28 protein-coding genes, 1 tRNA gene and 1 riboswitch are annotated in these 21,987 nt (G+C 71.4%); of the genes, 22 read left to right on the plus strand and 7 right to left on the minus strand.

Going from position 1 to position 21,987, the window contains the following annotated elements:
• Nucleotides 1-18 precede the first annotated feature (18 nt).
• Nucleotides 19-2,124: a TPM domain-containing protein gene (locus B0B15_RS07060; RefSeq protein ID WP_091366356.1), complete on the minus strand. Its 2,106-nt coding sequence runs from the start codon at nt 2,122-2,124 to the stop codon at nt 19-21.
• Between the two features lie 131 nt (nt 2,125-2,255).
• Here B0B15_RS07060 and B0B15_RS07065 point away from each other — a divergent pair, with 131 nt between their 5' ends.
• The 5 genes from B0B15_RS07065 (at nt 2,256) to B0B15_RS07090 (ending at nt 6,951) form a co-directional block, all read left to right on the plus strand.
• Nucleotides 2,256-3,089: a DUF3097 domain-containing protein gene (locus B0B15_RS07065; protein ID WP_076674537.1), complete on the plus strand. Its 834-nt coding sequence runs from the start codon at nt 2,256-2,258 to the stop codon at nt 3,087-3,089.
• 104 nt (nt 3,090-3,193) lie between these two features.
• Nucleotides 3,194-3,919 carry a tRNA (guanosine(46)-N7)-methyltransferase TrmB gene (trmB, locus tag B0B15_RS07070; RefSeq protein WP_076674539.1) on the plus strand — a complete coding sequence of 242 codons (726 nt, stop codon included), beginning with the start codon at nt 3,194-3,196 and terminating at the stop codon, nt 3,917-3,919.
• Nucleotides 3,916-4,776, plus strand: a complete 861-nt coding sequence (locus tag B0B15_RS07075; protein ID WP_076674541.1) for a CPBP family intramembrane glutamic endopeptidase — start codon at nt 3,916-3,918, stop codon at nt 4,774-4,776. Before trmB ends, B0B15_RS07075 begins: the two co-directional genes overlap by 4 nt.
• 328 nt (nt 4,777-5,104) lie before the next feature.
• Nucleotides 5,105-5,168: riboswitch (guanidine-III (ykkC-III) riboswitch) on the plus strand.
• 13 nt (nt 5,169-5,181) lie between these two features.
• Nucleotides 5,182-5,505, plus strand: a complete 324-nt coding sequence (locus tag B0B15_RS07085; protein WP_076674545.1) for a DMT family transporter — start codon at nt 5,182-5,184, stop codon at nt 5,503-5,505.
• A gap of 129 nt (nt 5,506-5,634) precedes the next feature.
• Complete coding sequence (locus tag B0B15_RS07090) at nt 5,635-6,951, plus strand: hypothetical protein (protein WP_083708902.1); 1,317 nt, start codon at nt 5,635-5,637, stop codon at nt 6,949-6,951.
• Between the two features lie 64 nt (nt 6,952-7,015).
• Here B0B15_RS07090 and B0B15_RS16470 read toward each other — a convergent pair whose 3' ends face one another.
• Nucleotides 7,016-7,297, minus strand: coding sequence for a hypothetical protein (locus tag B0B15_RS16470; protein WP_176776582.1), 282 nt, complete (start codon nt 7,295-7,297; stop codon nt 7,016-7,018).
• Nucleotides 7,298-7,426: 129 nt separating this feature from the next.
• On the opposite strand from B0B15_RS16470, the gene B0B15_RS07100 reads away from it, so the two are divergent.
• The 5 genes from B0B15_RS07100 (at nt 7,427) to B0B15_RS07120 (ending at nt 12,610) form a co-directional block, all read left to right on the plus strand.
• Nucleotides 7,427-8,584 (plus strand): sensor histidine kinase, encoded by a 1,158-nt coding sequence (locus B0B15_RS07100; RefSeq protein WP_256334217.1) that lies wholly within the window; start codon nt 7,427-7,429, stop codon nt 8,582-8,584.
• Nucleotides 8,585-8,721: 137 nt separating this feature from the next.
• Nucleotides 8,722-9,225, plus strand: a complete 504-nt coding sequence (locus B0B15_RS07105) for an SRPBCC family protein (protein WP_076674551.1) — start codon at nt 8,722-8,724, stop codon at nt 9,223-9,225.
• Nucleotides 9,222-10,703, plus strand: a complete 1,482-nt coding sequence (locus B0B15_RS07110) for a phytoene desaturase family protein (RefSeq protein WP_076674552.1) — start codon at nt 9,222-9,224, stop codon at nt 10,701-10,703. Before B0B15_RS07105 ends, B0B15_RS07110 begins: the two co-directional genes overlap by 4 nt.
• A 2-nt stretch (nt 10,704-10,705) precedes the next feature.
• Nucleotides 10,706-11,530 carry a DNA-formamidopyrimidine glycosylase family protein gene (locus tag B0B15_RS07115; protein ID WP_076674554.1) on the plus strand — a complete coding sequence of 275 codons (825 nt, stop codon included), beginning with the start codon at nt 10,706-10,708 and terminating at the stop codon, nt 11,528-11,530.
• A 15-nt stretch (nt 11,531-11,545) separates the two neighbouring features.
• Nucleotides 11,546-12,610: a spore photoproduct lyase family protein gene (locus B0B15_RS07120; protein WP_076674556.1), complete on the plus strand. Its 1,065-nt coding sequence runs from the start codon at nt 11,546-11,548 to the stop codon at nt 12,608-12,610.
• 60 nt (nt 12,611-12,670) lie between these two features.
• Here B0B15_RS07120 and B0B15_RS16475 read toward each other — a convergent pair whose 3' ends face one another.
• The 3 genes from B0B15_RS16475 to B0B15_RS07130 form a co-directional block, all read right to left on the minus strand.
• On the minus strand, nt 12,671-12,820 hold the full coding sequence (locus B0B15_RS16475) for a hypothetical protein (protein ID WP_176776584.1): 150 nt from the start codon (nt 12,818-12,820) through the stop codon (nt 12,671-12,673).
• Nucleotides 12,821-12,989: 169 nt separating this feature from the next.
• Complete coding sequence (locus tag B0B15_RS07125; protein ID WP_076674557.1) at nt 12,990-13,331, minus strand: hypothetical protein; 342 nt, start codon at nt 13,329-13,331, stop codon at nt 12,990-12,992.
• A gap of 1 nt (nt 13,332) precedes the next feature.
• Nucleotides 13,333-13,710, minus strand: a complete 378-nt coding sequence (locus B0B15_RS07130; RefSeq protein ID WP_076674559.1) for a DUF7882 family protein — start codon at nt 13,708-13,710, stop codon at nt 13,333-13,335.
• 115 nt (nt 13,711-13,825) lie between these two features.
• On the opposite strand from B0B15_RS07130, the gene B0B15_RS07135 reads away from it, so the two are divergent.
• The 4 genes from B0B15_RS07135 to B0B15_RS16190 all read left to right on the plus strand — a co-directional run bounded on the left by B0B15_RS07135 (nt 13,826) and on the right by B0B15_RS16190 (nt 15,475).
• Nucleotides 13,826-14,380, plus strand: a complete 555-nt coding sequence (locus tag B0B15_RS07135; protein WP_076674561.1) for a MarR family winged helix-turn-helix transcriptional regulator — start codon at nt 13,826-13,828, stop codon at nt 14,378-14,380.
• Between the two features lie 38 nt (nt 14,381-14,418).
• Nucleotides 14,419-14,556, plus strand: a complete 138-nt coding sequence (locus tag B0B15_RS16480; protein WP_176776585.1) for a hypothetical protein — start codon at nt 14,419-14,421, stop codon at nt 14,554-14,556.
• A gap of 70 nt (nt 14,557-14,626) precedes the next feature.
• Entirely contained in the window at nt 14,627-14,980 is a 354-nt protein-coding gene (locus B0B15_RS07145) for a hypothetical protein (protein ID WP_076674564.1), read from the plus strand.
• A 102-nt stretch (nt 14,981-15,082) separates the two neighbouring features.
• Entirely contained in the window at nt 15,083-15,475 is a 393-nt protein-coding gene (locus tag B0B15_RS16190) for a hypothetical protein (protein WP_076674566.1), read from the plus strand.
• 17 nt (nt 15,476-15,492) lie between these two features.
• Here the strand turns inward: B0B15_RS16190 and B0B15_RS07155 are convergent, their stop codons facing one another.
• Entirely contained in the window at nt 15,493-15,888 is a 396-nt protein-coding gene (locus B0B15_RS07155) for a DUF5684 domain-containing protein (RefSeq protein WP_076674568.1), read from the minus strand.
• 99 nt (nt 15,889-15,987) lie between these two features.
• Here B0B15_RS07155 and B0B15_RS07160 point away from each other — a divergent pair, with 99 nt between their 5' ends.
• From B0B15_RS07160 to B0B15_RS07165, 3 genes are all read left to right on the plus strand, one after another.
• Nucleotides 15,988-16,437, plus strand: a complete 450-nt coding sequence (locus tag B0B15_RS07160) for a hypothetical protein (RefSeq protein WP_076674570.1) — start codon at nt 15,988-15,990, stop codon at nt 16,435-16,437.
• Between the two features lie 80 nt (nt 16,438-16,517).
• A complete protein-coding gene (locus tag B0B15_RS16485) occupies nt 16,518-16,688 on the plus strand; it encodes a hypothetical protein (RefSeq protein WP_176776586.1) in 171 nt (56 codons plus the stop codon).
• A gap of 102 nt (nt 16,689-16,790) precedes the next feature.
• A tRNA-Arg gene (locus B0B15_RS07165) sits at nt 16,791-16,863 on the plus strand.
• Nucleotides 16,864-16,916: 53 nt separating this feature from the next.
• Here the strand turns inward: B0B15_RS07165 and B0B15_RS07170 are convergent.
• Nucleotides 16,917-17,114, minus strand: a complete 198-nt coding sequence (locus B0B15_RS07170) for a DUF2188 domain-containing protein (protein ID WP_076674572.1) — start codon at nt 17,112-17,114, stop codon at nt 16,917-16,919.
• Between the two features lie 280 nt (nt 17,115-17,394).
• On the opposite strand from B0B15_RS07170, the gene B0B15_RS07175 reads away from it, so the two are divergent.
• From B0B15_RS07175 to argS, 5 genes are all read left to right on the plus strand, one after another.
• Nucleotides 17,395-17,649 carry a DUF6458 family protein gene (locus B0B15_RS07175; protein ID WP_076674574.1) on the plus strand — a complete coding sequence of 85 codons (255 nt, stop codon included), beginning with the start codon at nt 17,395-17,397 and terminating at the stop codon, nt 17,647-17,649.
• A 33-nt stretch (nt 17,650-17,682) separates the two neighbouring features.
• Nucleotides 17,683-18,828: a serine/threonine-protein kinase gene (locus tag B0B15_RS07180; RefSeq protein ID WP_076674575.1), complete on the plus strand. Its 1,146-nt coding sequence runs from the start codon at nt 17,683-17,685 to the stop codon at nt 18,826-18,828.
• A complete protein-coding gene (locus B0B15_RS07185; protein ID WP_076674577.1) occupies nt 18,825-19,304 on the plus strand; it encodes a hypothetical protein in 480 nt (159 codons plus the stop codon). The genes B0B15_RS07180 and B0B15_RS07185 overlap by 4 nt, the downstream gene beginning before the upstream one ends.
• Before the next feature lie 78 nt (nt 19,305-19,382).
• Nucleotides 19,383-20,192 (plus strand): transglutaminase-like domain-containing protein, encoded by an 810-nt coding sequence (locus tag B0B15_RS07190; protein ID WP_076674579.1) that lies wholly within the window; start codon nt 19,383-19,385, stop codon nt 20,190-20,192.
• Between the two features lie 128 nt (nt 20,193-20,320).
• On the plus strand, nt 20,321-21,985 hold the full coding sequence (gene argS, locus B0B15_RS07195) for an arginine--tRNA ligase (RefSeq protein ID WP_076674581.1): 1,665 nt from the start codon (nt 20,321-20,323) through the stop codon (nt 21,983-21,985).
• Nucleotides 21,986-21,987 lie beyond the last annotated feature (2 nt).

The following is a 21,987-nucleotide window of genomic DNA, read 5'->3' on the forward strand; positions in this document are numbered from 1 at the left end:
GGCTGTGCCGCGAGGGGGTCAGCGGCGTCGGCCTCCTCCGCCCCCGGCTCGGCTGCGACCGCCGCCGCCCCCGCCCGAGAACCCGCGTCCCCCGCCGGTGCGCGACCGGCCGCCGCCGGAGAGCCCGCCGCCGCCGAATGCTCCGCCGAAGCCGCCGCCGGAGCGCGAGCGTCCCCCGCCCAAGCCGCCGCCGAGGCCACCCAGGCCGCCGAGGCTACCGAGGCCCCCGCCGCCGAACCCGCCGCGCCGCCCGCCGCCCGAGAGCGCGTTGATGGCGATGCCGCCGAGGATCGCCCCCATGAGGTCACCACCGCCGCCGCTCCCGAAAGAGCCCACGTCGTTCTGCGCGAGCGAGGCGGCTTCGCCCGCCTTCTGCGCGGCGCGCTGCGCCGCCGCGAGCGCCGCCACGGGATCGGTCGTCTGCAACTGCTCGGCCTGCACCAGGGCCGCTCCGGCCTCGGCGAGGCGGGTACGGGCGGCCGGGCCGACGGCTCCGCGCCGGGCGGCGATGAAGTCTTCCGTGGCGCTGACCTGGGCGCGCGCCTGCGCGAGCACGGTGTCGAGTTGTGCTCGGGCGCGGCGGTCGCGCTCCGCGGTGTCGCGGGCCGCGTCGAGGACGCCGTCGATGGTCGCGTTCGCCTGTTGCAGCCCGTCGACCGCGCGCAGCGGGCTCGGACGCTCGCCGGTCAGCAGGGCGCGCGCGGCGTCCAGCTGCGAGCGCGCCGACGCGGCCGCCGCGGCGACCCTCCCGTCGGGGTCGGGCAGACCCTGGGCCGCGACGAGGTCGCCCTCGATCTCGGCGACGAGCGCTCCCGCGCGCTGGGCGGCGTCGTCGAGGGCGGTGCCGAGCGTGGAGACGGCTTGTTCGAGGGTGTCGGCCTGGGCGACGGCTGCCTGAGCTGCGCGGATGGCCACGGCCGCCTCGCCGGTGCGGCCCGCCGCCAGGGCGCCCTCCGCTTCCGTCTCCTGCCCCGCGGCGAGATCGAGACGCGACCGTGCTTGCGCGGGGTTGTCGGCGACGGGGCTCAGCGCGTCATCGGCGAACCGAGCGCGCAGGCGCTCGAGCTCCTCCTCCGCGGCGGCGAGGGCCGAGGCGACGGCCTCGCGGCGGGTGCGGGCGGTTCGCAGTGCAGCCGGGGCGTCGGCCTCGAGAGCGCGGAGCTCGTCGAACGCCGCGGCCCTGGCATCCAGGGCCGCGTCGGCGGCCTGGCACAGGCGCAGGATCTCGGCGTACCCGGCGCGCTGCTGGTCCGGGGTCTCGGGGGTGTCGTCGTCGAGCTTCTGCTGGAGGGCGAAGGCCCGGTCGAGGTCGGCCTTCGCCTGCGCCAGCGTGTCGGCGAACGGCGCGGCGGCCTCGTCGCCGAACTGGGCGCGGGCGAAACCGAGCTCCTGCTCGCTGGTCTTCACGGCGTCGTCGGTCGCGACGAGGGCGGAGCCGGCGCGGCGGGCGAGGTCGGCGACGGTCTCGGTGGACGCCGACGTCGCGGAGGCCGCTGCGCGGCGCCGCCGCAGGAACAGCCACAGCAGCACGCCCGCGATGGCGAGCAGCAGCACGGCGACGACGACGATCGGTCCGAGGGCCGGACCGCCGTCCGTGGCGGGCGTCGGCGGAGGCGCGGGCAGGTTGCCACCGGACTGCGCGTGCGCCGTGCGGATGCCGTCGGCCGCGGCGATCGCCGCGCCCGCATCGTCTCCGGCTTCCAGCGCCGGCTGGATGCGGTCCTGCTCGATCGACGACAGTTGGGCGGCCGACAGCTCCCCGTCGTCGACGTCGCCGGAGAGGTAGAAGGAGAAGGTGTCGCCGTCGATCGCGATCGCGAGCACGTACTGGTCGGGCCCGAGCCTGTTCTGATTGGCCGTGTCGTTCGCCCAGTCCTGCGCGTCGGCGGGGTCGGTGAAGGCGTCGACGTACACGACCCAGAGATCGAGGCCGGTCTGCTCCGACAGCGCCACCAGGCGCGATTGCACCTCCGCCTCCTGGGCGTCGGTGAGCGCGTCGACCCGGTCGACGACGTAGCTCGATCCGAGCGAGGGAGGGGGGACGGCGGCCGCGGTCAGCGGCACCCCCAGAATCGCGACGAGCGTCAGGAAGACGACGACGATCGCCCGGGCCACTCTCGGCATCCGCATGCATCCCCCTTCGGTGCGCAACGGATCCACCCTATAAACGACCGCCGACACCGGGGTAGGAGCGGCGCGTCCGCTGTCAGCGCACAGGTGCGCCGCCTAGGCTCGAACGCTCGGAGGTACAGCACATGGACGACCGCTACGGCACCGACGTGCTCGCGCGAGGCTGGCGCGAGGCCGGACGCACCGCCCCGGCTCGGGTCGCGGCATCCGCCGATCTCGTGGTGGAGGTCGCGGGCGACGGCTACGTCGGCGCGGTGACCCGCATCGACGGGATGAACGTCGAGCTCGAGGACCGCTTCGGCAAGCGCCGGCTCTTCCCGCTCGGCGGAGGCTTCCTCGTCGACGGCACGCCCGTGGTGCTCACCGCTCCCACCTCCGCTCCGAAGGGGCGCACGCGCACGGCATCCGGATCCTTCGCCGTCACCGACCAGCGCGCGCGCACCGCCCGCGCCAGCCGCATCTTCGTCGAGGGCAAGCACGACGCCGAGCTGGTCGAGAAGGTCTGGGGCGCGGACCTGCGCGCCGAGGGCGTCGTGGTCGAGTTCCTCGAGGGCGTCGACCTGCTCGAAGAGAAGCTGGATGCCGAGCCCCCCACCGCCGAGCGCCGATACGGCGTGCTCGTGGACCACCTCGTGCCGAACTCGAAGGAGTCGCGCATCGCGGAGAAGATCGCGCGCGGCCGGCACGGCGCGCACGTGCGCATCGTCGGCCATCCCTTCGTCGACGTCTGGCAGTGCGTCACCCCGCGCGCCCTCGGCATCGCCACGTGGCCCGAGGTGCCGCGGGGGATCGATTGGAAGGTGGGCGTATGCCGCGCCCTCGGCTGGCCCGCCGAGGAGCAGGCCGACACCGCCCGCGCATGGCAGCACATCCTGTCGAGGGTGACGACCTTCCGCGACCTCGAGCCCGCCCTCCTCGGCCGGGTCGAGGAACTCATCGACTTCGTGACCGTCCCGTGAGCGGCCGCAAGCGTTCGCTCTCGCGTGAGGGGTCGGAAACTGGCGCCTCGGCGTCGGCTGAGCGACGGAAACTGACCCCTCACACGGCGGATAGCCTGGACGACATGGATGCCACCGCCCCCGTGTTCCGCGACAAGCCGGTGTCTTTCGTGCGCCGCAGCGGCCGCATGTCGGAGGCGCAGGACCGCGCGTGGGCTGAGCTCTCGCCGTTCTACCTGCTCCCGGTCGAGCGCGCAGCCGCCGCGACCAGCGTCAAGGCGGGGACGGCCGTCGACCTCGAGCAGGTGTACGGCCGCACGAGCCGGCTGGTGGTGGAGATCGGGTCGGGTCAGGGTCATCAGATCGTCTCGGCCGCGGCCGCCGACCCCGACACAGACTTCCTCGCCGTCGAGGTGTTCACCGCCGGCCTTGCCCGCACCATGCTCGACGCCGACCGCGAGGGCGTGAAGAACCTGCGACTGGTCGAGGCCAACGCGCCGGAGGCGCTCGAGCACCTGCTGCCGGCGGCATCCGTCGACGAGCTGTGGGTCTTCTTCCCCGACCCCTGGCACAAGAACAAGCACACCAAGCGCCGCCTCGTCGCCCCCGACTTCGCCCGCATCGCGGCCCTGGCGCTACGCCCGGGCGGGACCCTGCGTCTGGCGACCGACTGGCAGGACTACGCCGACCAGATGCGCGACGTGCTCGACGAGGCCCCCGACTTCGAGCGGGCGTTCGAAGGGGAGTGGGCCGAGCGCTTCGAGGGACGCGTACTGACCGCCTTCGAGCGCAAAGGCCTGCGCGTCGGACGCGACATCCGCGACCTCACCTACGCGCGGGTCTCACCGTGACCGCGCACACCGCGGCGCCGGTCCGCGGGCGTTCGACGTGGACGCCCAAGCTCGTCCCGGCGCTCGCGGTGTGCCTCGCCGCCCCGGCGCTCTTCGTCGTGCAGATCGTCTGGCTCGGGTGGGTCCTGCTCGCCCTCGCCGTGGCATCCGCCGTCATCGTCGACCGGCGCGCCGGCGTCCCCCTCGCGCGGGGGGAGGAGCCGAGCATCGCCCGCGACGTCTCGCTCGTCGCGATCGGCCAGTTCATCGTGAGCCTGATCCCGCTGCACGCCGAGCTCGACGATGCGGCGTTCGTCCGCTTCACGCTCGCGCTCGGCGGAGCGGTGGTCGTGCCCTACGTCGTCTCGCGGTTCGTCTACCGTGACCACGCGATCCGCTTCCCGTGGCGCGGCGGGGGCCGCTGGACGTGGTGGCAGTGGGCGTGGCTGGGCGGCGTGATCGTCCTGGGCTACCTGATCCTGCCGTTCTACTTCATCACCTCCGGCGTCTACATGAACTGGCCCGCGGTGACCACGCCCGACCTCATCGCGCGGCTCTTCGTCGGCGTCGGCGCCGTCGGCATCTGGGACGAGCTGTTCTTCATCTGCACGGTCTTCGTGCTGCTGCGGCGGCACTTCCCCGACCTCACCGCGAACCTGCTGCAGGCGATCGTCTTCGTCTCGTTCCTCTGGGAGCTCGGCTACCAGGCGTGGGGGCCGCTGCTCACCGTCCCGTTCGCGATCGTGCAGGGCTTCCTCTTCCTCAAGACCCGTTCGCTCTGGTACGTCGTGACGGTGCATCTGCTCTTCGACGCCGTGGTCTTCGGCGTGCTCGTCCACGCCCACAACCCCGGCGCGGCATCCATCTTCCTGATCTGACGCCGGCTGCCGGATCCCGTATGCCAGATGCCGGATGCCGGATGCCGGATGCCGGATGCCGGATGCCGGACGCCGGATGCCGGATGCCGGATGCCGGATGCCGGATGCCGGATGCCGGATGCCCCCGGTGTCCCGCTCGCCCTTGACGCCCGGCTGCTCCGCGTGGTCCGCGATAAACGGCGATTCTCGTGAGACACGCGGCGCGACGGCGTGTCTCGACACGGAGAGCGTTTATCGCGTGCCGGGGCCGGGCCGGGCCGGGGCCGGTGCGGGAGCGGAGGCGGATCGACTGCCCGGGTTCTGCCCAGCCGCGCCCGCTACCCTCGACACCGGACGCCCACCGCGTCCCCGGACGAGGGATCAGTACCCGGACAGCGACAAGACTGGCCAAGGAGCTGCACCGTCATGTCGTGGATCATCCTCATCCTCTCCGGCGTCCTCGAAGCCGTCTGGGCCACCGCGCTCGGGCGATCGGAGGGCTTCACCAAGCTCTGGCCCAGCGTGATCTTCGGCGTGGCGCTCGTGGCATCCATGGGTGGGCTCGCCCTCGCCATGCGCGAGATCCCCACCGGTACGGCGTACGCGGTCTGGGTGGGGATCGGGGCCGCATTGACGGTCGTCGTCGCCATGGTCACGGGCACCGAGGCGATCTCGGTGGTGAAAGTGCTGCTGGTGCTCGGTCTCGTCGGGTGCGTCGTCGGTCTGAAGCTCGTGGGCGACACCCACTGACCTGGGGTTTCCTCGGATGTCAACCGGATGGAACGGTCAGTTTGATCCGGTACCATCTCGCCTTACTGCACTTCCCCGGGCCAGACACCGTCGTCACTCGCCCTCGTCTTCCCCCGTGAAAGGTTCCGAGTGAGCGCACCGCCGAGCGAGCTTGTCACCCCGACGCAACCGTCGAGGGTCATCGGGCGTCCGTCGCGACGCCTCGATCGTCTGCGCGAGTCCCGCATCGGTCGCGCGCTGCGACAGTACGCCAGCGATGTGCTGCGCACGCCCGAGGGCATCGTCCCCCTCGAACGCGGGGCGTTCACCCGCATCCTGATCCTGTGGGCCATCGCGCGCACCGTGAACTTCGGCCTCCTGTGGGGTTTCTACTCGATCGCCAAGGCGGCGCGGTGGGGCTTCGGGCCCGACAGCGAGCGCCTCGGCACTTTCTTCGACTACCTGACCGGGTGGGATGCCGATCGCTACGGGCAGATCGCCGCGCAGGGCTATCCGATGTCGCTGCCGATGAACGTCTCGGGCGACATCCTCCCCAACAACTGGGCGTTCCTGCCCGTGTTCCCCACGATGGTCCGCGTGATCTCCGGGGCGACGGGTCTCGGGTGGCAGCCGGTCGCGATCCTGCTCAGCCTCGGGGCGAGCCTGGGCGCCACCTGGCTGCTCTTCGTGCTGCTGCGCACCGTCACCAAGCCGCAGCCGGCCTGGTGGGCCGTCGTGTTCTTCTCCTTCGCGCCGATGTCGTTCCTCTTCGTGATCGGCTACAGCGAGGGCCTGTTCATGCTGCTGATGTTCGCCGGCATGCTGCTGGCGATCAAGCGTCGCTACCTGTGGATCCTGCCCATCGGCCTCATCACGGCGTACACACGTCCGGGAGTGCTGGCCCTGGGTCTGGCCCTGGGCATCGTGTTCCTCGTGCGCTTCTTCCGCCGCCGGGTCGACCCGTTCCCGGTGCGCGAATGGGCCTCGCTCATGGCATCCGGTCTCGTGATCGCCGCCGCGGGGCTGTCGTGGAACCACATCGCGCAGTTCGTCACCGGCACGCACAACGCGTACATCCGCACCGAGCTCGGGTGGTGGCTCGACTACGTCGGCAACGACGAGTTCACGCCCTTCACCCCGTGGTTCCGGCAGGCCGGCACGCACCTGGGCGTCGTGGGCATCGTGCTGGTGATCGCCCTCGTCGTGGCGTTCGTGGCGCTGATGTGGTCGCGTCCCGTCCGCAAGCTCGGCCTGATGGTCGTCGCCTACGGCTTCAGCTACGGCGTCTACATCTTCGCGGTGTTCCTGCCGCAGCAGAGCACCTTCCGCCTGCTCATGCCCATGGCCCCGCTCATGGGCGACGAGCGGTGGTCGTCGACGCCGCGGCGCAGGACCGCCATCCTGGTGGGCTGCCTCGTGCTGCAGGCCGTCGCCATCCTCCTGCTGTGGACGCGCGGCAACCCGTGATCCTCACCTGAACGCCGAAGGGGGCGGTGCCGATGCGGCATCGCCCCCTTCGCATGCTTCCGGATCAATCGGGACGGCCGCCCGGGTCCACCGCGTCGACCACGGCCTCCTCGACCGCATTGTCGGCAACCGTCTCGGCGGAGCCGATCGCCTCGCCGTCGTCCGCGGCGAAGGCTCCCGCCCCGTCGTCACCGGTGGTCGAGGCGTCGCCGGTCCCGCTTGCGGGGGCGGGCTGCGTCTCGGGCGGCAGCGGCACGGTCGGTTCGGACGGCGCCGGCGTGGTCGGCTCGGCGGGGGTGGGCGCCGTGGGCTCGGACGGTGTCTGGGGGAAGGTCGGGGTGCTCATGAGCCGACTCTGCGCCACGCGGTCGATGCGCGCGAGCCCCTTCCTCTCCCGGCCGTCCCGGTGTAACCCTCAGCCGCTAGGCTCTTCGGCGGGAACACCAGGGGGGATGCCGTGTCGACTGCGCACGATGTGACCAGGCGAGACGCGATCGCCCAGTACCGTCTCGTGGGCGAGCCGTCCGAACCCGACCTCCAGGGACTCGTCGAGTTGGCCGCGACCGTGTGCGGAGTGCCGACCGCCGTCATCAACATCATCGACGACCGCATGCAGCACCAGGTGGCCGCCGTCGGCATCCAGGCGGCCTCGTGCGAGCGCGAGGACTCGATGTGCGCGGCGGTCATCTCCGACCCGGGCCGCGTGGTCGTGGCCGATGCCCGGCTCGACGGCCGCTTCGCCCGCAACGCCTTCGTCACCGGCGAGATCGCGAACGTCCGCTTCTACGCCTCCAGCCCGCTCATCACGCCGTCGGGTGTCGCGATCGGCACGCTGTGCGTGTTCGACGACGAGGTGGGGGAGCTCTCGGATGCCAGCGCTCACGCCCTCGACCTTCTCGCCCATCAGGTGATCGACGTGCTGGAGTTGCGCCGCGTCCAGCGCGACCTCCTCGAATCGAACCAGCAGCTCGAGAGCTTCGCGACGCAGGTCAGCCACGACCTGCGCAACCCGCTGACGGCTCTGACCGGCTTCCTCGAGCTCGCGGCGGACAGCCCCGAGATGGCGCACGCCCCGCGCGCGGCGCAATCCCTCGCTCGCGCCGAGGCGGCGGCGGGCCGCATGACGTCGATGGTCACCGACCTGCTCGACTTCGCGCGGATGGGCGGCGCGCGCCCGCACATGACGCAGGTCGACGTGGCCGAGACCGTTGACGCGGTGCTGGAAGACCTCGACGGCGCCCTCGTCAACACGGGTGCCGTGGTCACCGTCGACGCCTCGACCTTCGTGCGGGCTGACGACACGCTGCTGCGCGTCCTCCTGCAGAACCTCATCGCCAACGCGGTGAAGTTCACCGTCGCGTCCGAGAAGACCCCCGACGTCCGCATCAGCGTCGAGACGCTGCCCGACGGGTGGCGCATCCGCGTCGACGACAACGGCGACGTGGTGCCGGAAGACCTGCGCGAGCGGGTCTTCGAGCCCCTGCAGCGCGGGCACGGCGCCGACGTGCAGGGTATCGGCATCGGTCTCGCGACCTGCCGCCGCATCGTCGAGGCGCACGGCGGATCAATCGGTCTCGACGCCTCCCCGGCGGGTGGGACGCGCGCCTGGTTCGTCCTGCCCACCGCGGCGTGACGCGGCCGGGGGCGATACCGGCCGAGGCGCCGGGGCGCAACCACCGCGACCGACGTCGGAGACGGGCCGTACCGTAAGCGTGGTCGGGGGTCGTCCCCCGGCATCCGCCCGTCCCGGGACGATGACGAGGAGCGACCATGGCCCGCAACGTCCGTCTGCTGCACTGCACGCCGGAAGACGTCTTCCGTGTGCTCGAGAACGGCTGGCTGTATCCGCTGTGGGTGGTCGGCGCCTCGCGCATGCGCGACGTGGGGGAGTCGTGGCCCGAGGAGGGCGCGACGCTGCACCACTCGTTCGGGTCATGGCCGCTGCTGGTCAACGACACGACGATCATGCGCGTGTGGGATCCGCCGCACCGCGCCGTCCTCGAGCCGCACGGCGGTCCGATCGGCGTCGCGCGCGTCGCGATCGACGTCAAGCCGCGCGGAGACGGGTGCGTCGTGCGCATCCAGGAGGAGCCCGTGACGGGCCCCACCCGCATCCTGCCCGACACCCTGTTCGACGCCATCACCCGCTGGCGCAACGCCGAGACGCTGCACCGCCTCGCCTACCTGGCGGAAGGCGGAGCCCCCGGCACTCACGGCGGCGCTAAGGCGATCGGTCGCGAATCCACCGCCGAGAGGGAGCCGATCCAGCGATGAGCGAACAGTACGACGCGATCGTCGTCGGCTCCGGCCCGAACGGCCTCGCCGCCGCCGTCACGCTGGCCCGCGCCGGCCTGTCGGTCGCGGTCTACGAGAGGGCGGCCACCTTCGGGGGAGCGGCCTCGACCGCGGAGCTGACCCTTCCGGGCTTCCTCCACGACGTGGGGTCGGCGGTGCACCCCCTCGCCCTCGAGTCGTGGTTCTTCCGCGAGTTCGGACTGGACCGCCGGGTGCCGTTCGTCGTTCCGGATGTCTCGTACGCGCACCCGCTCGACGGGGGGCGGGCGGCGTTGGCGTACCGCGACCTCGCGCGCGCGGCCGAGGGACTGGGTGTCGACGGTCCCGCCTACGAGCGGCTCATGCGCCCGCTCGTCGAGCACCTGCGCGGCGTCGCCGACTTCACGGGGAATGCGCTCCTGCGCATCCCCGGTGATCCCCTCGCGGCGTTCTTCTTCGGCATCCGGGCTCTGGAGCAGGGCGGTCCGTGGTGGAACGCGCGCTTCCGGGAGGAAGCGGTGCCGAGCATGATCACGGGCGTCTCCGCGCACACGATCCTGCACCAGCCGAGCCTGGCGGCCGGCGGGGCGGGTCTCGTGCTGGCCACCTACGGGCACGGACGCGGGTGGCCCGTCCCGGTCGGCGGTAGCCAGTCGATCGCCGACGCGATGATCGCCGACATCCGGGCGCACGGCGGCGTGCTGCACGCCGGTGTCGAGGTGACCTCGCTCGACGAGCTCCCGCCTTCGCGTGCGGTCCTGCTCGACACCACCCCGCGAGCACTGATCCGCCTCGCCGGCGAGCGGATGCCGATGGCCTACCGTCGCGTGCTGGAGCGGTTCCGGTACGGCGGGGGTGTGGCCAAGGTCGACTTCGCGCTGTCGGAGCCGGTGCCGTGGGCCGATCCCGACGTCGCCCTCTCGGGGACGATCCACATCGGCGGCACGCGCGCCGAGATCGCCGCGGCCGAGAACGCCGTCGCGCGGGGCGAGCTCCCTGACGCCCCCTACGTCCTGGCCGCTCAGCCCACGCTGTTCGACTCCACCCGCGCGCCCGGGGGTTCGCACGTGCTCTGGGCCTACACGCACGTGCCATCGGGAAGCCCGGCCGATCGCGAGGAGGCCGTCGTCCGCCAGATCGAGCGGTTCGCGCCGGGGTTCCGTGACACGATCCTCGCCTCGACCTCGCGCAGCGCGGTCGACGTCGCCGCGTGGAACCCCAACTTCCCGGGCGGTGACATCTCGGCCGGGGCGCCCACCCTGAACCAGCTGCTCGGGCGGCCCGTGTACAGCCCCGACCCGTGGCGCACGCCCATGACGGGCGTGTACCTGTGCTCCTCGTCGACGAGCCCCGGCCCCGGCGTCCACGGCCTCGCCGGGTGGCAGGCGGCTTTGAGCGCCCTGCGGCACGAGTTCGGGACACGGCTGCGTCCCGGCCTCGCGCCGCGCGACGACCAGATCCTCCCCGCGGCGCGCTAGCCGTGCCGGAGGGCGACAGCGTCTACCGCCTCCGTCAGCGCCTGGATGCCGCGACGACCGGGGCCCGCGTCCGCGACGGGGAGCTGCGCGCGGGCAACGCGGCCGGTCTTCCTCTCGCCGACCGCACGATCCTCGGCTACGACACGCACGGCAAGCACCTGCTGACGCGCTTCGACTCCGGTGAGACCCTGCACACGCACCTGCGCATGCAGGGATCGTGGACGATCACACGCGCCGGTCGCTCCCTCCCGACCACGGCGCGTGAGAAGGCGCGCGTCCGGCTGCGCCTCGACGACGGCCGCGAGGTGTGGGGTCTCGACCTGCCGGTCGTCGAGCTCGTCCCGACCGCGCACGAGCACGACGTCGTCGGATACCTCGGTCCCGACCCCCTCCGCGCGGACTGGGATGCCGCGGAGGCGGTGCGTCGACTGGCTTCCCGCCCGGACCGCCCCGTCGTGGCCGCGCTCCTGGATCAGCGCGGGATGGCCGGACTCGGCAACCTGTGGGTCAACGAACTCGCCTTCCTGCGCGGCATCCATCCCTTCGCGCCGATCGGCGCGACCGATCTCGACGCCCTCGTGTCGCTCGCCGCGCGGTGCCTGCGCGTGTCGGCGACGGTGCCGGGGATGTATCAGGTCACCACGGGCGACCGGCGCAAGGGCTCGTCGCACTGGGTGGTCGGGCGGGCGGGACGACCGTGCGTGCGCTGCGGAACCCGCGTCCGGGTGCGCGACGAGGTGGCGAACGATCCCGAGCAGCGGCGCACCTGGTGGTGTCCCCGGTGCCAGCCGGCGCCTGCGGGCGCCGATGTCGGAACCCCGGAGTAGAACGGGACGATGGCCGTGGAACGAGAGAACCTGCTGCGTATCACCCGCATCTACGCGGAGGACGCGGCCCTCGAGCTCGAACGCGGGCGGGAGATCGTGGCGCGCTGGCCCGACGCCGACATCGTGCCGATCGCCTCGCACTGGCAGATCCCCGAGGTGCACGGCGACGAGACCAACGTGGCCCGGTGGGTGCGCATCAAGACCGAGGCGCTCGTCCTGGGGGTGAAGAAGGGCGTCGCCACGCGGGTGAATGGCCGCTCGGCGGATTTCATCGCCCCCTCCCTCTCGAACGGCTGCGCGATGGCCTGCGCCTACTGCTACGTGCCGCGGCGCAAGGGGTACAGCAACCCGATCACGGTCTTCGCCAACATCGATCAGATCACCCGCCATCTCGCGCGACACGTCGCGGCGAGGGGGCCGAAGACCGAGCCGAACCAGTGCGATCCCGACGCGTGGGTGTACGACATCGGCGAGAACGGCGACTGCTCCGTCGATGCACTCGTCAGCGAGAACGTCCGCGACGTGTGCGATCTGTTCCGCATGACGCCTACGGCCAAGGCTTCCTTCGCGACGAAGTTCGTCAACCGCGACCTGCTCGAGTGGGACCCCGCGGGCCGCACCCGCATCCGCTTCTCCCTCATGCCCGCCGACACCGCGCGGGTCACCGACCTGCGCACGTCGCCGATGGTGGAGCGCATCGCGGCGATCAACGACTTCGTCGACGCCGGATACGAGGTGCACGTCAACTTCTCGCCGGTCATCCTCACGCCCACCTGGCTCGCCGACTGGAGCGAGCTGTTCGACCAGCTCGACGCGGCACTGCACGCGCGGGCGAAGGCTCAGCTCGCGTGCGAGGTCATCTTCCTCACGCACAACGAGGGCCTGCACGACGTGAACCTCGGATGGCATCCCAAGGGCGAGGAACTGTTGTGGACGCCCACGGTCCAGGAGGAGAAGCGGTCGCAGAACGGCGCGGTCAACGTGCGATACCGGCATCCGCTCAAAGCCCAGAGCGTCGCGGCGCTGTCCGATCTCATCGCCCGGAAACTGCCCTACTGCCGGGTGCGCTACGCGTTCTGAGACCACAACGCAACGGCCGGCGCTCTCCCGACCGGGAGCCGCGCCGACCGTGCCGCCGTGTCAGCCGATATCGCCGGCGGGGGAGTCGTCCGTCGTGGCCGCCTCGTCCGCGTCACGCTGAGCGGCCGCGCCTTCCTCGGGGGATTCGCTGCCCGCGCCGTTGGACTGCTCGTCGGGAGCGTCGTCGGCTCGTCCGTTGTCGATCGTCATGGGGTCTCCATCCGTTGGTGGACCGCCGACAGTGTCATGTCCGGGCCCGTGCGTCCAGGGGGTCGACGACGTCAGAGGGGAGTGACGCCGTAGCGAGCAGCGAATTCCGCACTCGCCGCGTCCTCGAAGTCGTCGGCGTCGTCGCGCAGCTCGACCTCCGTCATGCCGTTCACAGGTACGGCGCCAGGGCGCCCGCGGTCAGTGCGAACGCGAGGGCCGTGCCCCCGACGGCGGTCGCGGCGACCACGGAGGCACGTTCCATCCGGCGGCGACGCGACACGTTCGCGGGGTGCGTGGTCGAGCGCAGCGATGCCTTCGCGGCGTCGAGACTGTCGTATCGGCCGATCGGGACGCCGTGGGCGTCGCGCGAGACGAACCCGCCCGCGACGGCGTCGATGCAACCGTCGTACTCGCCGCCGCGGTGGGCGACCCAGAATCCCGTGTCGACCTTCGCCCAGAGGACGCGGGCCGGTGAGGGAACCGGCGTAGGGGTGAGGGTGGAGGCGCTCATGTCAGGCGGCTACCGAGAGGGAGCGGCCACGTGCAGAGGCAGTGGAGCGGGAGGGAGCCGGACGGGCGGCGCCTGCCGCGGGGATCTCGGCCTGCAGGTCGACGATGAGGCCGGCGGACGAGTTCGCCATGTCCGCCATGTTCTTCAGGGTGGCCGCGTCGAGCGTCTCGGGCTCCGCGGAGTCGAACACGAAGCGGAAGGGGATCGCCGGCTGCAGCCAGAGGGTGGAGCGGCCGGGGGTGCCGTCGACGTGGGTCCAGCTCAGGGTGAAACTCTCGCTGCGGCGGAGCTTGGTCGTCATGACCACCTTGAGGTGCGAGAGGAGACGGTCCGGGATGCGGATCGGTTCGGTCGACGTGCCATAGAACAGGTGGCCCATGAGAACTCCCTTCGTTAGCGATTAGCTTTGTGTAGAACATACTCGCTTAGTAACTAGTTTGTCGAACTATTATTTCCGCTGTATAGTCGGGACCAAGAGCGGGGAGGAGTGTGTCATGACAGACGTCGAAACCACGTCCCGCGGACTCGCGCCCACGGGGTCGAACGAAGAAGTCACCTACTGGTACGGCGACGAGCCGACCGATCGTCGGCGACGGAGCAAAGCCGTTCTCGAGGCACTTCGCATCTATCGTGCCGCCGAGGTGGCGATGCGTCGCCGCACCCGCGACTCGATGTCGATGGGGGAGAACGAACTGCTCGTCCTCCGTTATCTGCTGCGGGATCCGTCCCGTCAGGTGCGGCCGGGTGAGCTCACGCGCTACCTCGGGCTCTCGACGGCCTCGACCACCGCGATCCTCGACCGGCTCGAACGGACCGGGCACATCACCCGCGCCGCGAATCCCGAAGACCGACGCAGCATCTTCATCACGGCGACGCCCCGAGCCGACGCCGAGGTGCGGCAGACCCTCGGCAACATGCACGACCGCATGCTCGCGGCCGTCATCGACATGTCGCCGGAGGAGTCCGCGGCGGTCGTCGCCTTCCTGCACCGTATGAGTGACGCCGTCGACGGTGTCGCCGTCGACAAGCAGGCGGTCGATTCTCCGTGATCTACGTGCTCGTCGGCGGCCCGCGCGACGGACAGCACGTGGATGATCTTCCTCGCGGTTACCGCCTCTCCCTCACCGACCCTCAGCCGGAACCGTTCGCCGAGTTCGACACCGTTCGCGCGATCTGGTTCGAGCTCGACGAGGCGATGTTCGGCTCCGTCCGACGGCGCGACTGATCCGTATCCCACAGCGGATGCCGGGGCAACCCACCCCCGCGCCGATGACTCCGGACCGCACAGTGGAGTCATGCGATGCGTGACCTATGCCGGTGAGACCGTGATGACCACCGACGACGTCGCCGCGTCGCTCGTCGAATTGACCGCGGCGGTGGCCAAGGAGGGTCAGGCCGAGGCCGTCAGCATCCCGATCGTCACAGACGGCAAGAAGGTCGCTCAGGCCGAGCTCGTGATCGGCGTCGGCAACGACGTCCTCTCCGCGCCCGTCGCCTGGGACGACGAGGAGCCCGACTTCGCCCACGCCGCGGCGGAGCTGAAGAACCACCGCCTGTTTCCCCGCCCGCACCTTCGCGCGGTCGAGCCCGACCCCGACGGTGACGACGAGCCCATCGACTGGGACTTCGACCAGCCCACGCGGGCCTGATCGCGGGGCGGGCGATGACCGGTCGCCCGGAGGGGCGTTCTCTCCCATCGAGCGGAAGCGGCATCCGTCGTTCACAGGAGCGAAATAGTCCTCAGGGATGATGTGGGTCATCCGGCCTTCGGCGAGGCTGGAGAGGTGCTCGCGGCCGTGCGAGCCGGACGCTTCCCCGGAGTGGAGACCATGTCGCCCGACCAGCCGCGAACCGCCCCCACGATCGATGCCCCGACCGCCGCCGCAGACGGCCGGGAGCGTCAGCGCCGGAGCATCCGCCATGCGCAGGCGCAGCTCGCCGCGTTCGTGCGCAGCTCGGCCGACGACGTCGCCGAGGCCGCCCACGCGGCCGAGGCGGCACTGCGCAGCGCGCTCTCGTCGGGGGCGGGAGTGGAACGCGTCTCGGCCGAGCTGGAGGTCAGTCCCCGAGCGCTGCGGGCCATCGCCGACGGTTCGGTGCCACTGCGCAGCCTCCACCCCGACGACCGCCTGCGGTTCGCCTGACGGCTCGACCGCCCGGCTCAGGCCAGGCGTTCGGGGCGGTATTTGTCGTCGCCGAACCCGATGACGAGATATCCGATGACGTAGAAGATCACGAGCAGGAACAGCGAGAACACCCAGCCGTGGCCGAAGGCGCGGCCGACGCGGATGTGCACGATGACGTGGAACACGATGTTCACGATCGGCACGAGGTACAGCAGGGTCAGCCACCCCGAGAAGCCGGCGATGCGCACCGTCACGACGAGGTTGACGATCGGGATGATGGCCAGCCATCCGGCATGCCCGGCCTTGGTGAACACGCGCCAGAGGGCGACCACCATGAGGACGTAGACCGCGAGGGCGATGAAGGAGTTGGTTGCGCCGAGCGCGAAGATCGAGGTCTGATCGGTGATCGACGAGGGCGAAGAGGTCAGCATGCGCTCATCGTAGGGCTCTCCCAGTCGACGCTCAGGTTGCTCCCCCACGCGGCGACTCGCGAGCGCTCGGGTCTACGCTCTGAACGAGGAGGCCGGCACATGGGTGAGCGCAGGTTCGAGTGGGGCGGCTTGAGCGCTGACCGCGCCGATTACGTCACGGCCGCCGAGGCGCTCGCCATGCTCGAAGTGCTCGTGGTCGCGCAGGCCGATCTCGACGTGTCGACCGAGCTGCGCGACGGCGCCGCGTGGGCGCGCTTCTCGCGCGGTCCGCGGTGGGCTCTCGTGTCGACGCCCGGATCGCGCTGGTTCTCCGTCGAGACCGACACCGGCCACCGCATGCAACTCGTCGATGCGTCGTCGTCGAAGGACCAGAGCGCACAGCTGCTCGCCGTCTACGTCGACGTCGCCGAGGCCTATGTCCGTTCCGAGGCCGTGCCCACGCCGGGTCGGGGCCTCGGCGGGTCCGTCGTCGCGGTCGACGTCGACGGACGCGAGGTGCTGCTGCACCTGCCTCTCGCACGCCGCGTCCGGGGCATGTTCCGGCACTAGGACGCCGCGCGGGCCCGGTCAACCCGGTGCGCCGGGTCGCGCCGGATTGCGACGCTGGTTCTCTCGACGAAGGGAACACCATGAGCGACCCGCAGAACACCCCGGCCGACGACGCGTCCGACCTCGGAGACGACCCCACGGTCAAGCCGAGCCAGGAGAACGACGTCGACGAGGCCTCGAAGGCGCCGTCCTCCGACGACCCGAACGCCGACCACCAGGCGAGCGGCATCGGCGTCATCGGCGACGAGTGATCCGGATGCCGTGGACCGGGGTGGCACTGCGCAGCACCGGTCCACGGCCCCGGGCCCGTCCGTCGGGACGACCGCCGGTGCGGTGATAGCCTGGACCGGTCCGCCTCCGTAGCTCAGGGGATAGAGCGTTGGTTTCCGGTACCAAAGGTCGCAGGTTCGATTCCTGTCGGGGGCACATGTGACGAGGCCGCGGTCGATGACCGCGGTCTCCAACGTTCCCCGGTGGATTCAGCCCTCGTCGGTCGGGGCGCCCGTCGGCTCGGCGTCCTCCACGATGTGCTGCGAGCCGAGCTCATCGGCCGTGACACGACCCTGATCGATCGCCTCCTCCTTGCTCGAGAAGCTCGCCGACAGTTCCGGGCGGCCTTCCACGGCGTTCTCCCACTGGCCCCGGTTCGATCTGGTCGTCACGTCGTTCTGGCTCATGGCATCCAGCAGACACCCCCTCCGTCGGACGGCGGACCGGCTTGACAGGCGCCGCATCGGCGGGGCCTTCGCGCGCTCGGCCGTGCTCGGCGGTTCTCAACGCCCGCCGCCGTGCTCGAGCCATCCCCGACCGCGCAGAAAGCGCGGCGTCCCGGGAGCCGCGCCCCGGGAAGCGATCCTCGACACCCGGAGACGAACCCCTGTCCGGGGCCGATGTCAAGACCATCGGGCTCTTCGGTCCCCGGTTGGGATGCTGAAATCCCCTTCGAAAGGACCTGCCATGAGCATCGGAGCCGGCATCGCGCTGTTCGTCATCGGCGCCATCCTCGCCTTCGCCGTCAACCTGCCCAACGACTACGTCAGCTTGAGCATGATCGGCTACATCATGATGGGAGCCGGCGTCGTCGTGTTCCTGATCGGCGTCGTCCTGCTCGTGCGTCGTCGGCAAACCGATACGGTCACCCGTACCGAAGGAGCGGGGGGCGCCCAGGTCACCCGCTCGACCACGCGCTCGTCCAACGACGACCTCGTCTGAGTTCCCCGGGGTCGCCACCCCGGAAGGACACCCATGACCGAACCGACGCGCACCGTCGCCTCCGACTCATCCGGCGACCTGTTCGACGGACGCTACCGCCTCGGCCGTCTCCTCGGCCGGGGCGGTCGTGCGCGCGTGTACGAGGCGGTCGACACGGCTCTCGGGCGCACGCTCGCGATCAAGGTCATCGACGGAGACGGGGCGGACCCCTCCGACGTGGCCCGCGTCCGGTCGGAGATCCGCCTGCTCGCCTCGCTCTCGCATCCGTCGCTCGTCACCCTCTACGACGCGCGACTGGACGCGACGCCCGCGTATCTCGCGATGGAACTCATTGCGGGGCCCACGCTCACCGACCTCATCGCGCGCGGCCGCCTCACCGGCCCCGAGACCGCCCGTGTCGGCCGTGAGGTCGCGGAAGCGTTCGCCGTGATCCACGGCCGGAGGATCGTGCACCGCGACGTGAAGCCGTCGAACATCCTGATGCGACCCGCCGCGCACGCGGGGGATTCCCCGCGGGCGACCCTGGCTGACTTCGGCATCGCCTCCCTCGTCGGGGCGACCCGGGTGACGCGGGCCGACACGGTGATCGGCACGGCCGCCTACCTGAGTCCCGAGCAGGCGCGCGGGATGCCGGCCGCACTGGCGAGCGATGTGTACGCCCTCGGGCTCGTGCTGCTGGAGGCCCTCACCGGGTCGCGTCCGTTCGGCTCCCGCACCCCGCATGAGGCGCTCGCCGCCCGGCTCGTCTCTTCCCCCGAGATCCCCGCGCACATCCCGTCCGCATGGCGCGATGTGCTCGAGCGGATGACGGCCATCGACCCCGCCGAGCGACCGGATGCCGGGGGCGTCATCGTCGCGTTGCGGACGCTGTCGGACCTGCCGGTCCCCGCCCCGGGCGAGGGGACGACCTCTCGGATGTCGGCGGTTCCGGGGTCCACCGGCCCCACCCGCATCCTCGCAGCGCCCACGTCGGGGGCATCCGCCTCGGCGGGCCGCCGGCGCCGCGTCCCGCGACGCGCCGTGGTCGTGGCATCCGTCGTCGCCGGCGTCCTCGCCGTGGGCGGAATCACCGCCGCCGTGGCGGCGGGCACCGGGGGAGCGGCCGAGGTGGACCTGCCCTCGCTGCCCCAGCCGCTCGACCAGCATATCGACGACCTGTGGAAGGAGGTCGGGCAGTGATCCGTCGTCCCGCCTTCGCCGCCGCCCTGACGCTGGCCGCAGCCCTCGCCCTGACCGGCTGTGCGCCGCCCGCCGCGCCCACCGCGTGGCAGCAGAACGTGCAGACCATCGCGGAGCAGGCATCCACCGGCGACTACGCCTCGGCACTCGCGAGCCTGGACGCCCTCGAGGCCCAGGTCGCCTCCCGCCGCGACGCGGGCGAGATCACGCCCGAGGAGGCCGACGGCATCCTGACGCGGATTGCGACGGTACGCGCCGATCTCACCGGCCTCGTTCCGACGCCCACCCCCGAGCCCGCGCAGACGACGGAGCCCGCACCCGACGACCAGCAGGACGTCGTCGACGACACCGGCGGGAACGAGAACGCCGGGAACGGCAACGGCGGAAACGGTGGTGGCGGGGGCCCGTCCGACAAGAAGCCGGGCGAGGACAAGGGCCCGGGCAACGGCAAGGGGTCGGGGAAGAAAGACGGCTGACCGCCCGAACGAGACCCCGGTCCGCAGCCGTCCGGAGCGATGGCCCCGGCGCCCGTGAGCCCATGCGAGGATTGCCCGGTGCCGCGCCGTGTGACCGCTGAACTCGACCTCGATCTCGGGGCGTCCGTCGACCTCATCTTCCAGATCTCCACCGCTCAGGGCGTCCCCCTTCTGAGCGAGGACCTGACGTTCGCGCAAGGCGATCGCGTCTACACGCCCACCGAGATCGTCGACCAGTCGGGCAGCCGTCTGCACCGCATCACCGGCGAGCCCGGACCCCTGACGGTGCGGTACGACGCGCTCGTCGTCGGTCCTGCGCCCACCCCCCGCACGAGCGATCTCGAGACGATCACCTACCTGCGCCCCAGCCGGTACTGCCAGTCCGACGAGGTGTTCGCGCAGGCGCGTCGCCAGTTCCGCGGGCTCGCGGGCGAGGAACTGCTGGCCGCGGTGTCGACGTTCGTGGCATCCACCGTCACCTACACCCCGGGTCTGAGCCTCGGCACCGACAGCGCGGTCACCACCCTCATGACCGGGCAGGGCGTCTGCCGCGACTACGCGCACGTCGTCATCGCGCTCCTGCGCGCGATGGACATGCCCGCCCGCTACGCCGCGTGCTACGCGCCCGGGCTCGAGCCGATGGACTTCCACGCCGTCGCTGAGGCCTACATCGACGGCGCCTGGTATGTCGTCGACGCGACCCGCCTCGCCGACCGCCGCTCGCTCGTGCGCATCGCCACGGGCCGCGACGCCGCGGACTGCGCCTTCCTCAGCTACCACGGCGGATACGTGGGCCTGGAGCGCATGCACGTGGACGCCGTGCTCGACGGCGAGATCCCGGATGCCGCGACCCCCGACGACCACGAAGCCCTGGTGCAGATCGGCTGAGCGGGGTCGCCGCGGCCGCCGCTCGACGGCGAGCGGATGCCGACCGGTCAGGCGCTGCGGCATCCGGCGACCCGCGTTCCGCCGGCACGCAGGGTGGGTCATCGCTGTCCGCCTAGAATTGCAGGGTTATGGATCCCGCAGCCCTCTCCGCAGCCCTGCTCGCCGTCATCGCCCCGCTCGCCGAGGCGCGACGAGAGGGCTCCTCGGCGGGGCTCACCGCCGCCGACCTCCCGCTGGAGCGGCCGAAGAACCGCGACCACGGCGACTGGGCGTCCAACGCGGCGCTGAAGCTGTCGAAGATCGTGGGCGCCAACCCGCGCGAGTTCGCCGGTGACATCGCGAAGGGGCTCGAGGCCGTCGACGGCGTCGCGAGCGTCGAGGTCGCCGGTCCCGGCTTCATCAACATCCGTCTCGACGCGGCAGCGGCCGGCGCGCTCGCGAAGACGATCGTCGAGCAGGGCGCGGCGTTCGGTACGAACGAGTCGCAGCGGGGCAACACGATCAACCTGGAGTTCGTCAGCGCGAACCCGACCGGTCCGCTGCACATCGGCCACACTCGCTGGGCGGCCCTCGGCGACGCGATCGCCCGCGTGCTGCTGGCCAGCGGGGCGACGCTCGTGCGCGAGTTCTACATCAATGACGCCGGCGCCCAGATGGAGCGCTTCGGTCGCTCGGTCGTGGCCGCGGCGCACGGCGAGCCGACCCCCGACGACGGCTACGGCGGGGCCTACATCGCCGCGCTCGCCGAGCGCGTCGTGGCCGAGCGGCCCGACCTGCGCGAGCTCGACCGCGAGGAGCAGACCGCCGTCGCCACCGAGCTGGCGTACCGCTTTCAGCTCGGCGAGATCCAGGCGTCGCTCGCGCGTTTCAACGTGCACTTCGACGTGTGGTTCTCCGAGCGCGATCTGCACGCGCACATCGACGGACAGCCGAGTCTCGTCGACGAGGCGGTCGATCGCCTGCGCGAGCAGGGACACGTCTTCGACGACGAGGGCGCCGTGTGGGTGCGCACCACCGACTTCGGCGACGACAAAGACCGCGTCATCCGTCGCTCGAACGGCGAGTACACCTACTTCGCCGCCGACGCCGCCTACTACCTGAACAAGGGCGATCGCGGCTTCGCGCACAAGATCTACCTGCTCGGCGCCGACCACCACGGCTACGTGCACCGCCTCAAGGCGCTCGCGGGCGCTGCGGGCGACGACCCCGAGAAGGACATCGAGGTGCTCATCGGGCAGCTCGTGTCGATCAACGGCGCCAAACTGTCCAAGCGAGCGGGCAACATCATCGAGCTCGACGACCTCCAGCAGTGGCTCGGCACCGACGCGCTGCGGTACTCCCTCGCGCGTTACCCCGCCGACTCGCCGCTGACGCTCGACCCCGAGATCCTGCAGAAGCGCACGAACGACAACCCGGTGTTCTACGTGCAGTACGCGCATGCCCGCACCTTCAACGTCGCGCGCAACGCCGCCGATTCCGGCGTCGACCGGTCGGAGTTCGCACCCGAGCTGCTCGATCACGAGACGGAATCCGCCCTGCTGGGCGCTCTTCAGGAGTACCCCCGCATCGTCGCCTTCGCCGCCGACGTCCGCGAGCCGCACCGTGTCGCGCGCTACCTCGAAGAACTCGCCGGCCTGTACCACCGCTGGTACGACAACTGCCGCGTCATCCCGTTGGGCGACGGCCCCGTGGAGCCGGTGCACCGCACCCGCCTGTGGCTCAACGACGCGACGGGTCAGGTGCTGCGCAACGGTCTCGATCTGCTGGGCGTCAGCGCTCCGGAACGGATGTGACC

It is taken from the genome of Microbacterium sp. RU1D (assembly GCF_900156435.1).
GTDB lineage: Bacteria > Actinomycetota > Actinomycetes > Actinomycetales > Microbacteriaceae > Microbacterium.